The organism is Streptomyces sp. NPDC048644 (assembly GCF_043199105.1).
Classification (GTDB): Bacteria; Actinomycetota; Actinomycetes; order Streptomycetales; family Streptomycetaceae; genus Streptomyces.
Window position 1 is genome coordinate 352,564 of the sequence record NZ_JBICVO010000009.1, and the last position, 16,021, is coordinate 368,584.

Below are 16,021 nucleotides of genomic sequence, written 5' to 3' on the forward strand. Positions count from 1 at the left end.
GGCCCGTTCACCTTTCGGTGCGGGCCCGCGGTGCGAGTGCCAGCACGATGACCGGCAGGACGAGTACCGCTGCCGCCGCGTTGAGGCCGCCGTAGCCGATCAGGGCGACGGTGGTGCCGGCGAGCGCGCCGCCGAGCGCGCCGGCCAGGTTCATCAGGGTGTCGGCGAGGCCCTGCACTTCGGAGCGCTGTTCGGTGGCGAGGGATTCGGTCAGCAGGGTGGATCCTGCGATGGTCACGCAGGACCAGCCGAGGCCGAGCAGGAACAGGCCGGTGACGGTCGCCCAGTGGGCGGCGCCCGCGGTGCCGGCGAGCACCGCGGCCCCGAGGTAGACGGCCTGGCCCGCGAGGATCACCCGTACCCTGCCGATCCGGTCGGCGAGCCTGCCGATGAGCGGCGAGAGCGCGTACATGCCGGCGATGTGCAGGCTGACGGTGAAGCCGACGACGCTCAACGCCGCGCCGTGGTGGGCGAGATGGACGGGTGTCATGGTCATCACGGACACCATCACGGCGTGGCCGAGTACGAGCGAGAGCAGGCCGAGCAGGGCGGCGGGCGAGGCCCTGACGTGGCGCAGCGCGTCGGCGGTGCGGGTGGTGAAACGGGCCGGGGCGGGCGGGGTGGACATTCCGGCCGTGGCGCCGTCCCCGGTATGGCCGGATTCGGCCCGTGCCAGGGCGGCGGCGAGATGCAGCGGGTCGGGGCGGAGCCGGAACCAGATCAGGGCCCAGCCGCCCAGGAACGCCACGGCGGAGAAGAGGAACGTCCCCGATTCGCCGGGCAGCCCCAGGGCGTGGGCCACGGATTCCCCCGGGCCGCTGAGGTTGGGACCTATCACGCTGCCGACGGTGGTGGACCAGACGACGAGGGACAGCGCGCGGGCCCGGTTGCCGTCGTCGGCGAGGTCGGCGGCGGCGTACCGGGACTGGAGGTTGGCCGCGGTGCCCGCGCCGAGCAGGAGGGTGCCTGCCAGGACCGGTTCCGCGCGGCCCAGGGCGGCGCCGAGCAGTACCAGCAGGGTGCCCGCGGTGGCGATCAGCCAGCCGCAGCCGAGGCCGACCCGGCGACCGCGGGAGCGGGAGAGCGCGGCGAGCGGGATGCCGAGCAGGGCGGCGCCGAGCGTGGCCGACGTGGTGGCGAACCCGGCGGCCACCTCCGAGCCGCTGAGCCTGCCGACCAGCAGGGCCCCCGATGACAGCGTCGAGCCGATGCCGATGCCGGCCACGATCTGGGCGGACATCAGCACCCTGACCGTGCGCCGCTGCACGAGGGCGGCGGTCGCACGGTCCACGGCGGTGGCCGCCGGAGCCGCACCCCGTTCTTCCGCAGGGCCGTTGGATGCTTGCGCGGTACCTGACATGCGGCACAGCGTAGGAGTCCGGGGCGCGGCGTGCTGCCGGGATCGGACCGGTGGTGGCTCAGAACGGGGTGAGGGTGAGGGTGATCTCCTTCGGGGCGCCGTCCTCGATGTACGAGGCGAAGCCGGCCACGTCGTCGAAGGCGAAGCCGTACGCCTTGCCGTCCGCGGTGGCCGCGTGCATGGCCTTGGCGTAGTGGTTGGTGAGCTGTTCCTGGTAGAAGGCGGCCGGGTCGGTGGCGGGCTGGGCCGCGGCGGAGAGGAGGGTGGAGCGGTTCAGGGCGGCGCCCAGGATGGCGGCCACCGGTCCTGTGGTGCCGTCGTTGGGGGCGGCCAGCGTGCCGTCGCAGAAGAGGACGTCGCGGGTGGATGGCTTGTCGAAGGCGACCGATGCGGGGCCCGTGAAGGAGAGTTTGCCGCCGCTGACCCGGCCGGTGAACGTGCCGGCGTTGGTGGTCACCTTCAGGTCCTTGCCCTCGTAGGCGGACCAGGCGTCGTCGATGGCGGGGGCGAAGTAGTCCTTGCCGAACAGGCCGCTGTCCAGGCCGTGTCCGGGGGCGATGACGCGTTTGTCGTCGATGACCAGCCGGTCGAATCCCTCGGCGGCCTTGACGTCGGCGAAGACCTTGGCGCGGGCGCCGTCCTTGAGGGTGCCGGTGGTCTGGTCCTTGGCGCCGGTCAGCTTGATCGCGAGGGGCACGCTGAACATGTCGACCATGGTCGTGTTGCAGTACATGCCGCCCGCGTTGTAGGTGAACTCGGCGCAGTCGTGCAGGACGTCGTAGTTGGGGTCGGACGAGACCCAGCCGGCCGGATAGGCCAGCGCCGCCTTGCCGTTGCCGTCCTCGACCGCCTTGAACTTGAGCTTGCTGCCGAGCGCGGTGTAGATGCGGCCGGACATCTGCGGCAGCTGAAGGGTGGTGGTGCCGCTCGCGGCGAGCGGGATCGCGTAGTCGGTGAAGCCGTCCGCGCCGTTGTCGGAGACCGCGACGGGCTTGAGTTCGCCCTCCGGTGTGACCCGTACCTGCTGGGTGCCGTCGTTGCCGACGATGTAGAGCCAGACGGAGGAATTGGCGTAGTTGCCGGAGTTGTTGACGATGTGCAGCGGCATCCCGGCCGCCGCTTCGCCGAGGGGGGCGGGGGCACCTATGGCGCGTCCCGCGACGGCGATCCCGGAGACGGTGGCGGCGCCTGCGGCGAGTGAACCGAGCAGGGTGCGGCGAGTGATCACGACATGGCTCCTTGCGGTGCGGTGCGCGGGGCTCGGGCGGCGGTGCGGGACGCGGCGGGTTGCGCGACGGAGACGGCGACGCGGTCGACGAGGAGGGAGCCGCCTGGCTCGGTGGCGTCGGTGGGGGTGGCGTGGCCTGCGACGCCGTCCGGGAACCCGCCGCCCATGGCGAGGTTGAGGAGCAGGAAGTGGCCGTGGTGGGTGGCCTTGGCCCAGGTGTCCGCGTCCATGTCGGCGGAGGTGACGGTGTGGAAGCGCTGTCCGTCGACGTACCAGTTCAGCGATTCCGCCGCGCTGTCGGTGCGGTCGAGTTCGAGCGCGTAGGTGTGGAAGCCGGCCTGGCAGGCGGTGTCAGGGCACTCCCGTGAACTGCCCTTGCCCTGGGTCTCGTTGCAGGGCCCGCCGGGGCTGACCCCGCAGTGCAGGGTGCCCCACACCTGGTTGGCGCCGTTGACGTTCTCCATGATGTCGAACTCGCCGATGCCAGGCCAGTTCTGGTAGTTGCCGCGGAAGTCGGCGCCCAGCGTCCAGAACGCCGGCCAGTAGCCGAGCGCCCGGTCGCCGGAGATATCCGGCATCCGGATGCTCGCCTCGATGCGGAGCTTGCCGCCCGCGGGGGCGGCGAAGTCGGTGCGGCGGGTCTCGATGCGGCCCGAGGTCCAGGTGCCGCCGTCCTTCCACGCCGTGATCTTGAGGTGGCCTTCCCCGTCGACCTGGAGGTTGGCCGGGTCGTCGGTGTACGTCTGGCGTTCGCCCGTGCCCCAGTTGGGCGCTCCTCCGGGGTAGCCGGTTCCGGTATCGGTGATCCAGTCGTCGGCGGACGGGCGCGATCCTGCGGCGCCGTCGAAGTCGGTGTGCCAGACCTCCTGGAAGGCGGTGGGGGACGCCTCCCGGGTGGCGGTGGGGGCCGGTTCACCCGCGAACGCGGTGGCGACGGTGAACGCGCCGGTGACGGCCAATGCGGCACAGGCGGCGAGCAGCGCCGCCCTCGTCCGCGAACTCATGCTCATGACATTCTCTCCTCGACACGGTGGGGGGGAAGGAGGAGTTCACGATAGGGGTACACGTTCTGAGAGCGCTCTCATATCGTGTACCGGCACCCTGCCGACTCGACGGCACCAGCGTCAACCCACCGCGGGGAAAAAGGAGTTGTATGGCGTCCGATGCGAACGGACAGCGCCCTACGCTGGAGGCGGTCGCGGCGCGCGCCGGCGTCTCGCGCGCCACGGTCTCGCGCGTGGTCAACGGCGGTGCCGGAGTGCGCGACACGGTCCGGGAAAAGGTCAGGCGGGCGGTGGCCGACCTGGGCTACGTCCCCAACAACGCGGCCCGCGCCCTGGTCACCCGGCGGACCGGCGCGGTCGCCGTGGTCATCGCCGAACCGGAGACCCGGGTCTTCTCCGACCCGTTCTTCGGCCGTCAACTGCGCGGCATCAGCCGGGAGTTGTCTGCGGCCGACACTCAGCTGCTGCTCCTCTTCGTGACGCACCGCGCCGACTACGACCGCATCGGCCGCTATCTGGCGGCCGGGCACGTCGACGGGGCGCTGATGTTCTCCCTGCACCGTGACGACCCGCTGCCCGCGATGGCCGCGGACGCCGGGCTTCCGACGGTCTACGGCGGACGCCCGGGATGGCCGGGCGCCGCGCGCGAACCGCATCCGCTGTACGTCGACACCGACAACCGCGACGGCGCCCGGCAGGCCGTCCGCCATCTCGTCGAACGCGGTCGCCGCCGGATCGCGGTGATCACCGGGCCGCTCGACCAGACCTCGGCCATCGACCGCCTGCACGGCTACCGCGACGTCCTGGCGCCGGCCGGCCTCGACCCGCGGCTGATCGCCGACGGGGCCTTCACCGCGCAGGGCGGCGAGGGGGCGATGGCCCGTCTCCTCGACGCCGTACCGGATCTGGACGCGGTCTTCGCCTCGTCGGACCTGATGGCGCACGGCGCGCTGCGGACCCTGCGGGCCCGGGGGCGGCGGGTGCCCGATGACGTGGCGGTGGTCGGCTACGACGATCTGGAGCCCGCGGCCTGGGCGGATCCGCCGCTGACCACCGTCCGCCAGGACGTCGAGGAGATGGGCCGGCTGATGGCCGGGCTGCTGCTGCGGCGGCTGGGCGCGCAGGGGTCCGGCGGGCCCGCGCCGCGGCCGGTGATCACCGGGGCGGAGCTGGTGATCCGCGAATCGTCGGGGTAGGCGGCGGGCGGCGCCCCGGAAGGCGTGGGACGCCGGGCCGCCGCCGCCCGTGACGTGCGACGACGGACTGCGGGTACCGTTCGACGCCATGGGGCAGGAATCGAAGATCGAAGCGGAGATCACCGTACGCAGGGCGCTTGAGCTGCCCGCCCTGCGACGCGGGCTGCCGGAGGTGCTGGCCGGCGAGGACCGGCTGGACCGGCCGGTGCGCTGGGTGCACGCCGGGGAGGTGCCGCACATCGCCTCGCTGCTCAAGGGCGGCGAGCTGCTGCTGACCACCGGCCTCGGTCTCGGCTCGCGGCCCACCGATCAGCGCGCGTTCATCCGCAAGCTCGCCGACCGCGAGATCGCCGCCCTCGTCGTGGAGCTGGGTTCCCGGTTCGCCTCGCTGCCGTCGGCGATGGTCGACGCCGCGCAGGAGTGCGGACTGCCGCTGATCCAATTGCACCGCGAGGTCCCGTACGTCACGGTCACCGAAGCGATCCACACCGAGATCGTCAACAGCCACTACACGCTGCTGCGCCGCGCCGACGAGCTGCTGCGGCGCTGTACGGACGTGCTGCTGGGCGGTGGCGGCGCCCCCGAGATACTGCGGCTGCTGGCCGTCTTCACCGGCAATCCGCTCTGCCTGGAGGCCCCCGACGGCAGCCCGCTGTACGCGGCTGGCCCCGATGACGGTGACGGCTGCGGGCCCGCGGACGCCGACCCGCTGGTGGCCTGGGAAGGGCTGCGGGACACCGGCGTCCGCATCGACGTACCCGGGGGCGGACACGGCCCGGACGCGGTGCGCGCCCGCCTGGTTCTGCTGCCCGTCAACACCCCGCCGGCCCCGGTGCACCGGATCGCCGCCGAACGCGCCGCCGACCTCCTTGCCGTCGTCATGCTCCAGTCCCGCCAGGAGGAGGTGCTCGCGGCGCGCGGTCGCGGTGACTTCCTCGCCGACCTGGCCGAGGGCCGGGTCTCGGCGGCCGAGGCACCGGGGCAGGCCAGGCTGCTGGGCTTCCGCCCCGGCTCCGATCCGGTCGTCCCGGTGGTGATGCGGATGCCCGCCCAGCTCCCCTCCCCCGGCAGCTGGGCGGTGCTCGCCCAGGCGCTGCGCGAGGAACTCGCGGCGCCCGGGGTGCCGGTGCTGCTCGGCGTACGGCCCGTGGAAGGCCGGGTGCCGCTGCTGGTCGCGCTGCGCGCGGGCCAGGACCGTGAGGCGCTCGCCGGCCGGGTGGCCGCCGCGCTGCACGCCGGGGTGGTGCGGGCCGGTCTCGACCGTCCGTCGGCGCAGCACCCGGTGGTCGTCATCGGCACGGCGGGCGACTGGGCGGCGGCCGGATCCGGGCTGCGGCACGCGGCGGAGGCCGCCGCCGCGGCCCAGGGACTGCCGCCGCAGCCCTGGTTCGACGCCCGCAGTCTTGACATCGAACTGCTGCTGTGGCGGATGCGCGAACACGGCGAGGAGGGGGTGCTCGCGGACTTCGTTGACCGCGCCATCGGACCGCTCCTGCGCCACGACAGGAGCGCCCGCCAGCCGCTGCTGCCGACCCTTGAGGCGTATCTGGCCAGCGCGGGCCGCAAGGCCGAGACGGCCCGCGATCTGAACGTCAACCGGCAGACCCTGTACGACCGGCTGGCCCGTATCGCCCAGCTCCTGGACACCGACCTGGAGGACGCGCAGACGGTGCTCGGCCTCCGGCTGGCCCTGCGCGCCCGGCGGCACGCGGAGCGGGGTTAGGGCGTGTCCGGTGCCCCAGCCGTCAATCGGAGTGGCTGCCTCCGGGCTGGGTCAGCTCGTCGTAGACGCTGAGGACCTGCGCGACCGTGTCGTCCTCCGTCGGCCACTCCGCCGCCTGTACGGGGCCTGCCGCGGCCAGTGCGGCCCGCCGCTCCGGGTCGGCGAGCAGGCCGGTGACCGTACGGGCGAGAGCCGCCGTGTCGCCGTGGCCGACCAGTTCGGCGGCCCCGCCCACGAGTTCACGGGTACCGCCGGTGTCGGTGGCCACCAGGGGGACACCGGCCCGCAGCGCTTCCTGGGCGAGCGGTGACCTGGCCTCCCAGCGACTGGCGAGCACCACCACGTCGGCCGCGGCGACGAGTTCGGGGATGTTGTCGCGGCGCCCTGCCAGCAGGACGGGCAGCCGCTCGGCGTCGATCCGCCGCTGGAGCGCGGGACGCCGCGCGCCCTCGCCCGCGATGACCAGCAGCGGCTGCGGATCCAGCGCGCACCAGGCGTGCGCGGCGTCCAGCAGCAGGTCGTGGCCCTGGTGCGGTTCGAGACGGCCGACGGAGACGATCAACGGACGGTCCACGGCACCCAGTTCGGCCCGCTCCTTGTGCCGCGTCCGGTCGGTGTCCGGGGGCGGTCCCGCGGCTCCGCCGGGGTGCGGGACGGTGACGGGCGCCAGCCGGGCGTCGCGCGCGCCCCGTTCGCGCGCCCGGTCGACGAGGTCGGAGCAGACTCCCAGGACGACGGCCGCGGCCCGCGCCACCCTGCGCTCCATCAGGTGCACGAGCCGGGTCCGCGCGCCCTCGGGGTGCGCCCTGGTGTGCCAGGTGACGACGAGCGGCACCCGCCCGCCCCGGGGCGCCCGCAGTCCGCGCACCGCCAGTACGGCGCGCAGTCCGGCCCGCAGCCCGTGCGCGTGCACCAGGTCGGCGTCCCAGCAGGCGCTGCGCAGCGCACCCAGGCTCACCGGGTCCGTACGCGCCGCCACCTGCGCGAACCGTGCGCCGGCCGCGGCGAATCCGTAGGCCGCTTCGGCCTCGTGGGGAGCGCAGACCGTCACCAGGACGCCGCGCGCCACCAGTCCCGCGGTCAGGGAACGGACGTGGGTGGCGCTCCCGGCGGCGCCGTTTCCCAGCACCTGGACCGTGCGCAGCGGCGCGCGGCCGTGCGACGGGGGCGGTGTGCTGGTCACGTGCGGGGGCTCCTGGGTCGGCGGACGGTGGAACCGTACCGGCTGGACGGTCCGTTATCGACAAGGTGCTGTGTACTGCGGTGAGTTGTGGCGGGTTGCGCGGTGAGGTCCGTGGTGCGGCGTGTAGGGCGAGTTGTGCGGTGCGGTGTGCGGTGGGTTCGTGGTGGTGCCGTGGTGCCGGGCGGGGGGTGTGCGGGCCGGGGCGCCGTTCCTCCGGGTGCCGCGGCGCCTCCGTACGGCTGCCCCGGCGCGAGCGCGTCACACAGGCCGTACGCGGGAGGCGGGGCACACCGGGCGCGCGCACCGCGCCCCAGGATGCCAGCCCGTCGGCGTCAATTCGGCACCGTTCGCCCGCCGTTCAGGTGGGATGTCTCACCCGCGTCCCCGGCGGACCACTCACATGGGTGACAAAACACCCGTTCCCGTAGCCGGGGTGCGCGGCGGCCCGCCACGGCTCCCGAAGCGGGTTCAGACCGCGCCGACCGCCCGGCTGATGCGGTCGCCCGCCGCCGCGGCGGCGATCAGGGCGGCGGCGTGCGCGGCCAGGCCCGTGCGGCCGTTGCCCGCCACGATCGCCAGGCCGACGGCGGCGCCGAGCGCGTGCGCACCCGTGTCGCCGGTCATGGTGCGTTCACCGATGTCGTCGGCGATGACGGCAGTCGCGGCCCCGACCGGCACGGCGGACAGCGGACCCGCCGCGCCGCCGCGCAGCAGCCCCGGCACGCCGATGGCCAGCACGGTGCCCGCGGCCCGTCCGGGCCGGACGTCGACGAGGTTCACCAGGTGGGCGGAGCCCGCGATGACCACCCCGGCGAGCAGCGCGTCGACCGGCCGGTTCGTGAGCAGAGCGCCGGCGGCGAGCCCGGCGGTGCCGATCCCGAAGAGCTTGACGGAGCCGCTGGTGACCTCGCCGGTGCGCAGCGCCGCGAGGTGCGCCCGGAAGCCGCGCCGTGGGTCGGTGGCACCGGCCGCGTCGTCGTACGCCCCGCAGGCGCCCGCGGCGAGCACGGCGAGGGCCGCGGCGGTCCTGGTACGGGCGGGCAGCCCCGGCGCGGTGGCCGCGGCGACGGCGGTGCCCGCGGCCACCGCGAGACCGGCGTGCAGGTCCACGGTCCGGCCCGCGTGGTTCGTCCGCTCCCACCGGGCACGGCCGCCCGGTGGCCGTCGCCGCAGCACCTCGTAGGCGGCGCGGGTCACCCCGGCCGCAGCGAGCAGCGTCCGCGTCCTGGCCGTGCCGTTCCCCGCCCCCGCCACCATGGCGCTCCTCTCTCGCGGCACCGGCCCGTGGGGCTCCCGGTGCGCTCCCGGCCGGTTCAGCGCCCCGTACGGGCCGTTTCCAGCAGTTCCTCGGCGTGCGCGCGGGCCGTTTCGGAGTCTTCCTGGCCGGCCAGCATCCGGGAGAGTTCGCGGACCCGCTCCTCGCCCTCCAGGACGGTGACGCCGCTCCTGGTGACCGAGCCGTCGTGGGTCTTCTCCACCAGCAGCTGCCGGTCGGCGAACGCCGCGACCTGCGGGAGGTGGGTGACCACCACGACCTGCGCCGACCTGGCGAGCCTGGCCAGCCGCCTGCCGACCTCGACGGCCGCCTTGCCGCCGACACCCGCGTCGACCTCGTCGAAGAGGTACGTCGGCACCGGGTCGGATCCGGCGAAGACGACCTCCACCGCGAGCATCACCCGGGAGAGTTCACCGCCGGACGCCCCCTTGGCGATCGGCCGGGGCGGTGCGCCCGGGTGCGGGGCGAGCAGGAGTTCCACCTCGTCGGCGCCGGACGGCCCGTAGGCGACGGCACGGCCGCCGACCTCGATGCCTTCGGTCTCATCCGCCACCTCGGTCTGGCGGATCGCGACGCTCACCCGGGCGTGCGGCATGGCGAGTTCGGCGAGTTCCGCGGTCACCGCGTCCGCGAACCGGCCGGCCGATGCGGTGCGGGCATCGGTCAACGCCTGTGCCAGTTCGCCCAGTTCGGCGCGGAGTGCGTCACGTTCGACGGTCAGCCCGCCGATCCGGTCGTCGTCGCCTTCCAGCTCGGCGAGGCGCGCGGCGCTCTCCTGCGACCAGGCCAGTACGGCGGCGATGTCCTGGCCGTACTTGCGCGTCAGGTGGGTCAGGGCGGCGCGGCGCTCCTCGACCGCGGCCAGCCGCAGCGGGTCGGCGTCCAAGCCGTCCGCGTACCCGGCGAGTTCGCCCGCGACGTCCGCCATCAGGATGCCGATCTCGCCGAGCCGGTCGGCCAGTGCGGACAGCTCCCGGTCGTGGCTGCGTACGGCCTCCAGCGCACGGTGCGCGCCGGCGACCAGGGTCGCGGCCTCCACACTCTCCGGGTCCTCGGGGTTGCCCGCCAGCGCCGTGTGCGCCGCGCTCGCCGCCGACGCCAGGGACTCCGCGTGGCCGAGCCGCTCGGCCTCAGCGGCGAGTTCGGTGTCCTCGTCCGGCTGCGGTTCGACCGCGGCGATCTCCTCCAGGCCGAACCGCAGCAGGTCGGCCTCCTGGGACCGCTCCCTGGCCAGGGTCGTCAGCTCGTCCAGTTCCGTGACGACGGCGCGCAGCCTGCGGTGGGCGGCTGCGTACTTGACCAGCGGTACGGCGACGGTGTCACCGGCGTAGCGGTCCAGGGCCGCGCGCTGGCGGGCAGGGCGCAGCAGCCCCTGCTGGTCGGTCTGGCCGTGCACGGCCACCAGGTCGTCCGCCAACTCCCCCAGCAGGCCGACCGGGACGGACCGGCCGCCGACGTGGGCGCGCGAGCGGCCCTCGGCCGAGACGGTGCGGCTGATCAGCAGCGCCCCCTCGTCCAGTTCGGCGCCGGCCTCCTCGGCGCGTACCGCGGCGGGGGCGGTGGCGGCCATGGTGATGCGGCCCTCCACGACCGCCGATCTGGCGCCGATCCGCACCAGGGCGGGGTCGGCGCGCCCGCCGAGCAGCAGGCCGAGGCTGGTGACGACCATGGTCTTGCCCGCACCTGTCTCACCCGTCACCGCCGTGAAGCCCGGGGACAGCTCGACAACGGCGTCGTCAATGACGCCCAGGGACCGGATCCGCATCTCCTCCAACACGGATACGACCTTACGAGGTTCCACGGCCGCCCCGCGACGGCCTCCCTGCCTCCGCCGCCCCCGGCACTGCGGAAAACCCCACCCGAAGAGGGCGGAACCCCTCATGGTGCGGGGTGCTCCCGACCGGCAGGCTGCTCATCGAGCCGCTCGCAGATCGCAGCGGACCGGACGGGAGACCGGACGACGAAACGGGAGGAAAGGCGCACATGCCTGCGATGGACCGGCCCGTGCGACACCGGCCACGGCCTCCGGCGGCACGGACCGCGGCCACCCGCCGCCTCCCCGCACACCCCGCCGGCCTCGCCCCCGCATCCGACAAGGAGACCCCATGCCTCTCTCCCGCCCGGCGAAGAACCCCGGTGCGCCCCGGGCGGCGCCCCCGCACGGCTCCGGGGCGCCCGGCCACCGACCGGGACGTGCCCGCCGCACCGCGCGGGCGGCCCTGCTCCTGGCCACGCTGACGACGCTGACCGCCACGGCGTCCCCCGCCCCCGCCGCACCGGCGCCCACGGACCGCGCCGCCTCCCTGGAGGGCGTCTGGCGGACCGACGGCTACGGCACCCTCGTCGCCGTCGAGGGCCGCCGGCTGCGGACGTACGAGACCACCGCCGTCAGCTGCCTGCCCGGCTCGCTCGTCGGCACCCGTACCGGGGCGCCGGGTCCGCACGGCCGCAGCGTGTTCACCGTGCCGGACGGCGCCCCGCTGACCGTGGCACCGGCGAGCGCAGGACGCGCGCGGATGTCGTCGCCCGACGCCGTGGGCCATCGCACCCTGCGCCGCGTCGCCGCGCTGCCCGACCGCTGCCGCCGCCCCGCCGCCCGCGACCCCAGGGCGGTGTTCGACGTCTACTGGCAGACCTTCGCCGAGAACTACCCGTTCTTCCGCGCGAAGAAGATCGACTGGCCTGCGGTCCGCGCCCGCTACCGTCCCCGCATCACCGCCACCACAGGCGACGACGAACTCTTCGCCGTCCTGCGGGAGATGATCGAGCCGCTGTACGACGCGCACACCCGGGTGGTCGCGGGGCCCGACCAGTGGTTCGCCGGGAAACGGCCGGGAACCGTCCTTCCCACCCCCGCGTTCACGGCCCGTACGGACGCGGCCATCGCCGCCAACCTCGGCCCGGGGGTCACCCAGCACACCTGGGCCCGGGGCCGGATCGCCTACGCCGACCTGCCGGACCGCGTCGGATACCTGCGCGTCACGCAGTTCGCCCAGTACACGGACGACGGTTCCTACGCGGCTGACGCAGCCGAGCTGGACCGGGCGCTGGACGCGGTGTTCACCCGGTCCAGGACGCGGGGGCCGAAGGCCCTGCGCGGGCTGGTCGTCGACCTGCGGATCAACGGCGGCGGACACGACCCGCTCGGGCTGCGCATCGCTTCCCGGCTGACCCGCCACCCGTATCTCGCGTACGCCAAGCGGGCTCGCAACGACGCCCATGACCCGGGGAAGTTCACGACGCCGGAGCCGGTACGCGTCCGGCCGCACCACGGTCCGGTGTTCACCGGCCCTGTGGCGGTGCTGACCGGGCGGCTCACCATCAGCGCGGGCGAGACGTTCACCCAGTCCCTGATGGGCCGCTCCCCCGCGCCCGTCCGCATCGGTGAGAACACCCAGGGCGTCTACTCGGACATCCTGGAGCGCGCGCTGCCCAACGGCTGGCAGTTCGGGCTGCCGAACGAGGAGTTCCTGACCGCCGGCGGACACACCTTCGACGGGCCCGGTATACCCCCCGCGATCCGCACCCCGGTCTTCGCCGACGAGGACATCGACGCACGCCGCGACCCCGCGCTCACCCGCGCCCGCGCCCTGCTGTCGGGCCGGGCGACGGCCACCGGGTGAGGTACGGCGGGCGGGGAGGCCGTACCGCGGCTCCCCGCCCGTCGGGTCAGTGCGGCGCGCCGCGCCAACCGGCCACCGGGAGCGCGAACTTGGCGACCAGGCGGTCCGTGAAGGAGGCGTGGTGCAGCCGGGCCAGGCGCACCGGTACGGCGCCCCGCCGCACCTCCACCCGCGCCCCTGCGGGCAGTTCGACGCTGCGCCGGCCGTCGCACCACAGCACGCCGTGCGGCGTCTTGGGCTGGACCTCCACCGCGAGCACCGACTTCGGCGAGGTGACCAGCGGCTTGGCGAACAGCGCGTGGGCGCTGATCGGGACCATCAGCAGCGCCTCGACCTCGGGCCAGACGACCGGTCCGCCGGCCGAGAAGGCGTAGGCGGTCGAGCCGGTCGGGGTGGCGCAGACCACGCCGTCGCCGCCGAAGCGCGAGACGGGCCGCCCGTCGACCTCCGTGACGACCTCCAGCATCCGCTCCCGCGCGGCCTTCTCCACGGACGCCTCGTTCAGCGCCCAGTCGGTGTGCACGATGCTGCCGTTGTTGCGGACCAGCACGTCGAGGGTCATCCGCTCCTCGACCTCGTACGCGCGGGTCACGACCCGGTCGACGACCTTGTCGAGATCGTCCCGCTCGGCCTCCGCGAGGAAGCCCACCCGGCCGAGGTTGACGCCGAGCATCGGCACCCCCGACGTCCTGGCGAAGTCGGCGCCGCGCAGCAGGGTGCCGTCCCCGCCGAGCACCACCAGCAGTTCGCAGCCCTCGGCCGCGCGCTGCTCGGACTCGACGCGTTCCACCTCGGGGGGCAGCGGCAGGTCGGCGGCCTCCTCTGCCAGCACCCGCACCCCGATCCGGTGGCGCAACAGTCCCTGGACGACGCGTTCGGCGCTGCGGACGGCCGCCGGGCGGCCGGTGTGTGCGAGCAGGAAGACGGTCCGCGCCGCACCGCCCGCCGGCTGTGGTGCGCGGTCTTCAACTGCCTGTGTTGTGGTCAACGGGGCCCCTCCGCCACTGCACGGTCGACATCCGCCGGGTCGAGTGCAGGCGCCCCGGCGCGCAGCCACAGAAAGTACTCGACATTTCCCGATGGTCCAGGCAGCGGGCTCGCAGTCACGCCACGCACGCCGAGGCCCAGTTCGGCCGCGCGCGCCGCGACGGTGCGGACGGTTTCGGCGCGCAGCTCCGCGCTGCGCACCACGCCGCCGCTGCCGAGCCTTTCCCTGCCGACCTCGAACTGCGGCTTGACCATCATCACCAGATCCGCGTCGGGTGCCGCGCAGGCCGCGAGCGCGGGCAGCACCAGACCCAGCGGGATGAACGACAGGTCGCCGACGACGAGGTCGACGGGCTGCCCGTCGAGGTCGTCCAAGGTCAGCTCGCGGACGTTCGTCCGGTCCTTCACGGTGACCCGCTCGTCGCTCTGGAGGGACCAGGCGAGCTGGCCGTAGCCGACGTCGACGGCGACGACGTGTCCGGCTCCGGCGCGCAGCAGGACGTCGGTGAAGCCGCCGGTCGATGCGCCCGCGTCCAGGGCGCGGCGGCCTTCGACCTCCAGGCCGAGCGGGACGAAGGCGGCGAGGGCGCCGGCGAGCTTGTGGCCGCCGCGCGAGACGTAGTCAGGGTCGCCGGCGTCCTCGCGGACGACCACGGCGGCGCTGGTCTCGACCTGGGTGGCGGCTTTGCTCGCCGTCGTCCCGCCGACGGTCACCCGTCCCGCGGCGATCAGCTGGCTTGCGTGCTCGCGCGAGCGGGCCAGCTTGCGGCGCACCAGCTCCGCGTCGAGTCGGCGTCGTGCCACTCCTGCCACCTGTGGTTCAGCTCCTGAGGTCGTACGTCGTCGCGCTGGGCGCGGGCGGCCCGGGGCGCTGGTCGAGAGCGGCCAGCGCGTCGCGCAGCCCACGGTGCACATCTTCGTACACCGGGAGGTGACCGTCGGCAGCGAGGTGGTCGGCGTCGGCGAGACGCGCCAGGGCGGCGTCGGCCGGGGCGTGACCGGTCGGGGTGATGCCCACACCCAGCGGCTGCGGCCTTGCCGGCTCCGGCGGTCCCTCGGGCTCGCTGCCCTGCGGACCGCTGCCTTCCGGTTCGCCGTGCTCGGGAGCGGCCCCCGCGGGCGGGGCCGGGTCCGGTGGCTGCGGCTGCGGGCCTGACGTCGGCTCTTCCATGTCCCCGACGCTACCGCGAACACCCGCAGGGCCCCGGGTCGGCGTCCGCGTGCGGCGCCCGGCGAAGGGCGCGGGCCCCGTCCACGGCAGGGCGTATCGTCGATCGCGATGGCAACTCTCGACCAGTGCCGCGCCGCACTCGACCGGCTGGCGCAGAACCTGTCCGCGGCCGACGGCGACGTACGCAGTGCCGCCGCGCTCGACCGTTCGCTCAGCTGCCGCATCACCGACCTGGACGTCACGTTCACCGGACGCCTCGCGCACGGCACCATCGCGGACGTGCGCAGCCGCCCCGGCCCGCCGCCCGACAAGGCCGACATCCGGCTGGCGATGGCGGGGGACGATCTGATCGCGCTGGTGGACGGCAGGCTGTCCTTCGCGCGGGCCTGGGGCGGCGGCCGGGTCAGGCTCGAAGCCGGGGTGCGCGACCTGCTCCGTCTCAGGGCCTTGCTGTAGCCCGCTCCGCTCCCGCGCCCGCGGTCGCGCGCGGCTTGCGCGCGGCCGGGATGACCAGCGGGGTGCCGGTCTCCGGGTCGTCGATGATCTGACAGCTGAGCCCGAAGACGTCCTCGACCAGTTCGGCGGTGACGATGTCCGACGGGGCGCCATCGGCGACGATCAGGCCGTCCTTCATCGCGATGAGGTGGGTCGCGTACCGGGCGGCGTGGTTGAGGTCGTGCAGCACGGCGACGAGGGTGCGGCCCTGCTCCTCGTGCAGTTCGGCGCAGAGGTCGAGGACGTCGATCTGGTGCTGGATGTCGAGGTAGGTCGTCGGCTCGTCGAGCAGCAGCAGCGGCGTCTGCTGGGCCAGTGCCATGGCGATCCAGACGCGCTGGCGCTGGCCGCCCGACAGTTCGTCGACGTAGCGCTCGGCGAGCTGTCCGACGCCGGTGGACTCCATCGCCTCCCTGACGATCCGCTCGTCCTCGCCCGACCACTGGCGCAGGACGCCCTGGTGCGGGTAGCGACCGCGGGCCACCAGGTCGGCGACGGTGATGCCGTCGGGGGCTATCGAGGACTGCGGCAGCAGGCCGAGCGTCCTTGCGACCTTCTTGGCCGGGAGGGAGGAGATGACCGAGCCGTCCAGCAGCACCCGTCCCTCCGTCGGCTTGAGCATCCGTGACAGGGCGCGCAGCAGCGTGGACTTGCCGCAGGCGTTCGGTCCGACGATGACGGTGAACGACTGGTCGGGGACGGCGACCGAGAGGTTCTCGGCGATGACCCGCTGGTCGTAGGCGAGGGTGAGGTTCTCGGCCGTGAGACGGCTCAC

At 74.3% G+C, this 16,021-nt stretch carries 14 protein-coding genes; 4 read left to right on the top strand and 10 right to left on the bottom strand.

Going from position 1 to position 16,021, the window contains the following annotated elements:
• Positions 1–7: 7 nt before the first annotated feature.
• From ACGFNI_RS22875 to ACGFNI_RS22885, 3 genes are read right to left on the bottom strand one after another with little or no spacing between them, the layout of a single operon-like run.
• Positions 8–1,360 carry an MFS transporter gene (locus ACGFNI_RS22875; protein WP_393686435.1) on the bottom strand — a complete coding sequence of 451 codons (1,353 nt, stop codon included), beginning with the start codon at positions 1,358–1,360 and terminating at the stop codon, positions 8–10.
• A gap of 58 nt (positions 1,361–1,418) precedes the next feature.
• Positions 1,419–2,588, bottom strand: a complete 1,170-nt coding sequence (locus ACGFNI_RS22880) for a beta-1,3-glucanase family protein (RefSeq protein WP_393686437.1) — start codon at positions 2,586–2,588, stop codon at positions 1,419–1,421.
• Positions 2,585–3,598 (bottom strand): glycoside hydrolase family 16 protein, encoded by a 1,014-nt coding sequence (locus tag ACGFNI_RS22885; protein ID WP_393686439.1) that lies wholly within the window; start codon positions 3,596–3,598, stop codon positions 2,585–2,587. The genes ACGFNI_RS22880 and ACGFNI_RS22885 overlap by 4 nt, the downstream gene beginning before the upstream one ends.
• Positions 3,599–3,741: 143 nt before the next feature.
• Here ACGFNI_RS22885 and ACGFNI_RS22890 point away from each other — a divergent pair, with 143 nt between their 5' ends.
• Both ACGFNI_RS22890 and ACGFNI_RS22895 read left to right on the top strand, forming a co-directional pair.
• Complete coding sequence (locus ACGFNI_RS22890) at positions 3,742–4,788, top strand: LacI family DNA-binding transcriptional regulator (RefSeq protein WP_393686441.1); 1,047 nt, start codon at positions 3,742–3,744, stop codon at positions 4,786–4,788.
• Between the two features lie 88 nt (positions 4,789–4,876).
• Positions 4,877–6,511 (top strand): PucR family transcriptional regulator, encoded by a 1,635-nt coding sequence (locus ACGFNI_RS22895; RefSeq protein WP_393686442.1) that lies wholly within the window; start codon positions 4,877–4,879, stop codon positions 6,509–6,511.
• Positions 6,512–6,533: 22 nt separating this feature from the next.
• Here the strand turns inward: ACGFNI_RS22895 and ACGFNI_RS22900 are convergent, their stop codons facing one another.
• The 3 genes from ACGFNI_RS22900 to recN all read right to left on the bottom strand — a co-directional run bounded on the left by ACGFNI_RS22900 (position 6,534) and on the right by recN (position 10,735).
• Complete coding sequence (locus ACGFNI_RS22900) at positions 6,534–7,694, bottom strand: glycosyltransferase family 4 protein (RefSeq protein WP_393686443.1); 1,161 nt, start codon at positions 7,692–7,694, stop codon at positions 6,534–6,536.
• A 468-nt stretch (positions 7,695–8,162) separates the two neighbouring features.
• Positions 8,163–8,951, bottom strand: a complete 789-nt coding sequence (locus ACGFNI_RS22905) for a hypothetical protein (protein ID WP_393686445.1) — start codon at positions 8,949–8,951, stop codon at positions 8,163–8,165.
• A 56-nt stretch (positions 8,952–9,007) separates the two neighbouring features.
• Complete coding sequence (recN, locus tag ACGFNI_RS22910; protein WP_393686497.1) at positions 9,008–10,735, bottom strand: DNA repair protein RecN; 1,728 nt, start codon at positions 10,733–10,735, stop codon at positions 9,008–9,010.
• 340 nt (positions 10,736–11,075) lie between these two features.
• Here recN and ACGFNI_RS22915 point away from each other — a divergent pair, with 340 nt between their 5' ends.
• The gene (locus ACGFNI_RS22915) at positions 11,076–12,593 is read left to right on the top strand and encodes a S41 family peptidase (RefSeq protein ID WP_393686447.1); all 1,518 of its coding nucleotides are present in this window, start codon (positions 11,076–11,078) and stop codon (positions 12,591–12,593) included.
• 46 nt (positions 12,594–12,639) lie between these two features.
• Here the strand turns inward: ACGFNI_RS22915 and ACGFNI_RS22920 are convergent, their stop codons facing one another.
• From ACGFNI_RS22920 to ACGFNI_RS22930, 3 genes are read right to left on the bottom strand one after another with little or no spacing between them, the layout of a single operon-like run.
• Positions 12,640–13,581 carry an NAD kinase gene (locus tag ACGFNI_RS22920; protein WP_393686448.1) on the bottom strand — a complete coding sequence of 314 codons (942 nt, stop codon included), beginning with the start codon at positions 13,579–13,581 and terminating at the stop codon, positions 12,640–12,642.
• A complete protein-coding gene (locus ACGFNI_RS22925; protein ID WP_393686449.1) occupies positions 13,578–14,393 on the bottom strand; it encodes a TlyA family RNA methyltransferase in 816 nt (271 codons plus the stop codon). Before ACGFNI_RS22925 ends, ACGFNI_RS22920 begins: the two co-directional genes overlap by 4 nt.
• 7 nt (positions 14,394–14,400) lie before the next feature.
• A complete protein-coding gene (locus tag ACGFNI_RS22930; protein WP_393686451.1) occupies positions 14,401–14,751 on the bottom strand; it encodes a hypothetical protein in 351 nt (116 codons plus the stop codon).
• Positions 14,752–14,859: 108 nt separating this feature from the next.
• On the opposite strand from ACGFNI_RS22930, the gene ACGFNI_RS22935 reads away from it, so the two are divergent.
• Entirely contained in the window at positions 14,860–15,207 is a 348-nt protein-coding gene (locus ACGFNI_RS22935) for a sterol-binding protein (RefSeq protein WP_393686453.1), read from the top strand.
• Here the strand turns inward: ACGFNI_RS22935 and ACGFNI_RS22940 are convergent.
• Positions 15,191–16,021 carry an ABC transporter ATP-binding protein gene (locus ACGFNI_RS22940; protein ID WP_393686454.1) on the bottom strand — a complete coding sequence of 277 codons (831 nt, stop codon included), beginning with the start codon at positions 16,019–16,021 and terminating at the stop codon, positions 15,191–15,193. The two genes, ACGFNI_RS22935 and ACGFNI_RS22940, sit on opposite strands and share 17 nt — an antisense overlap.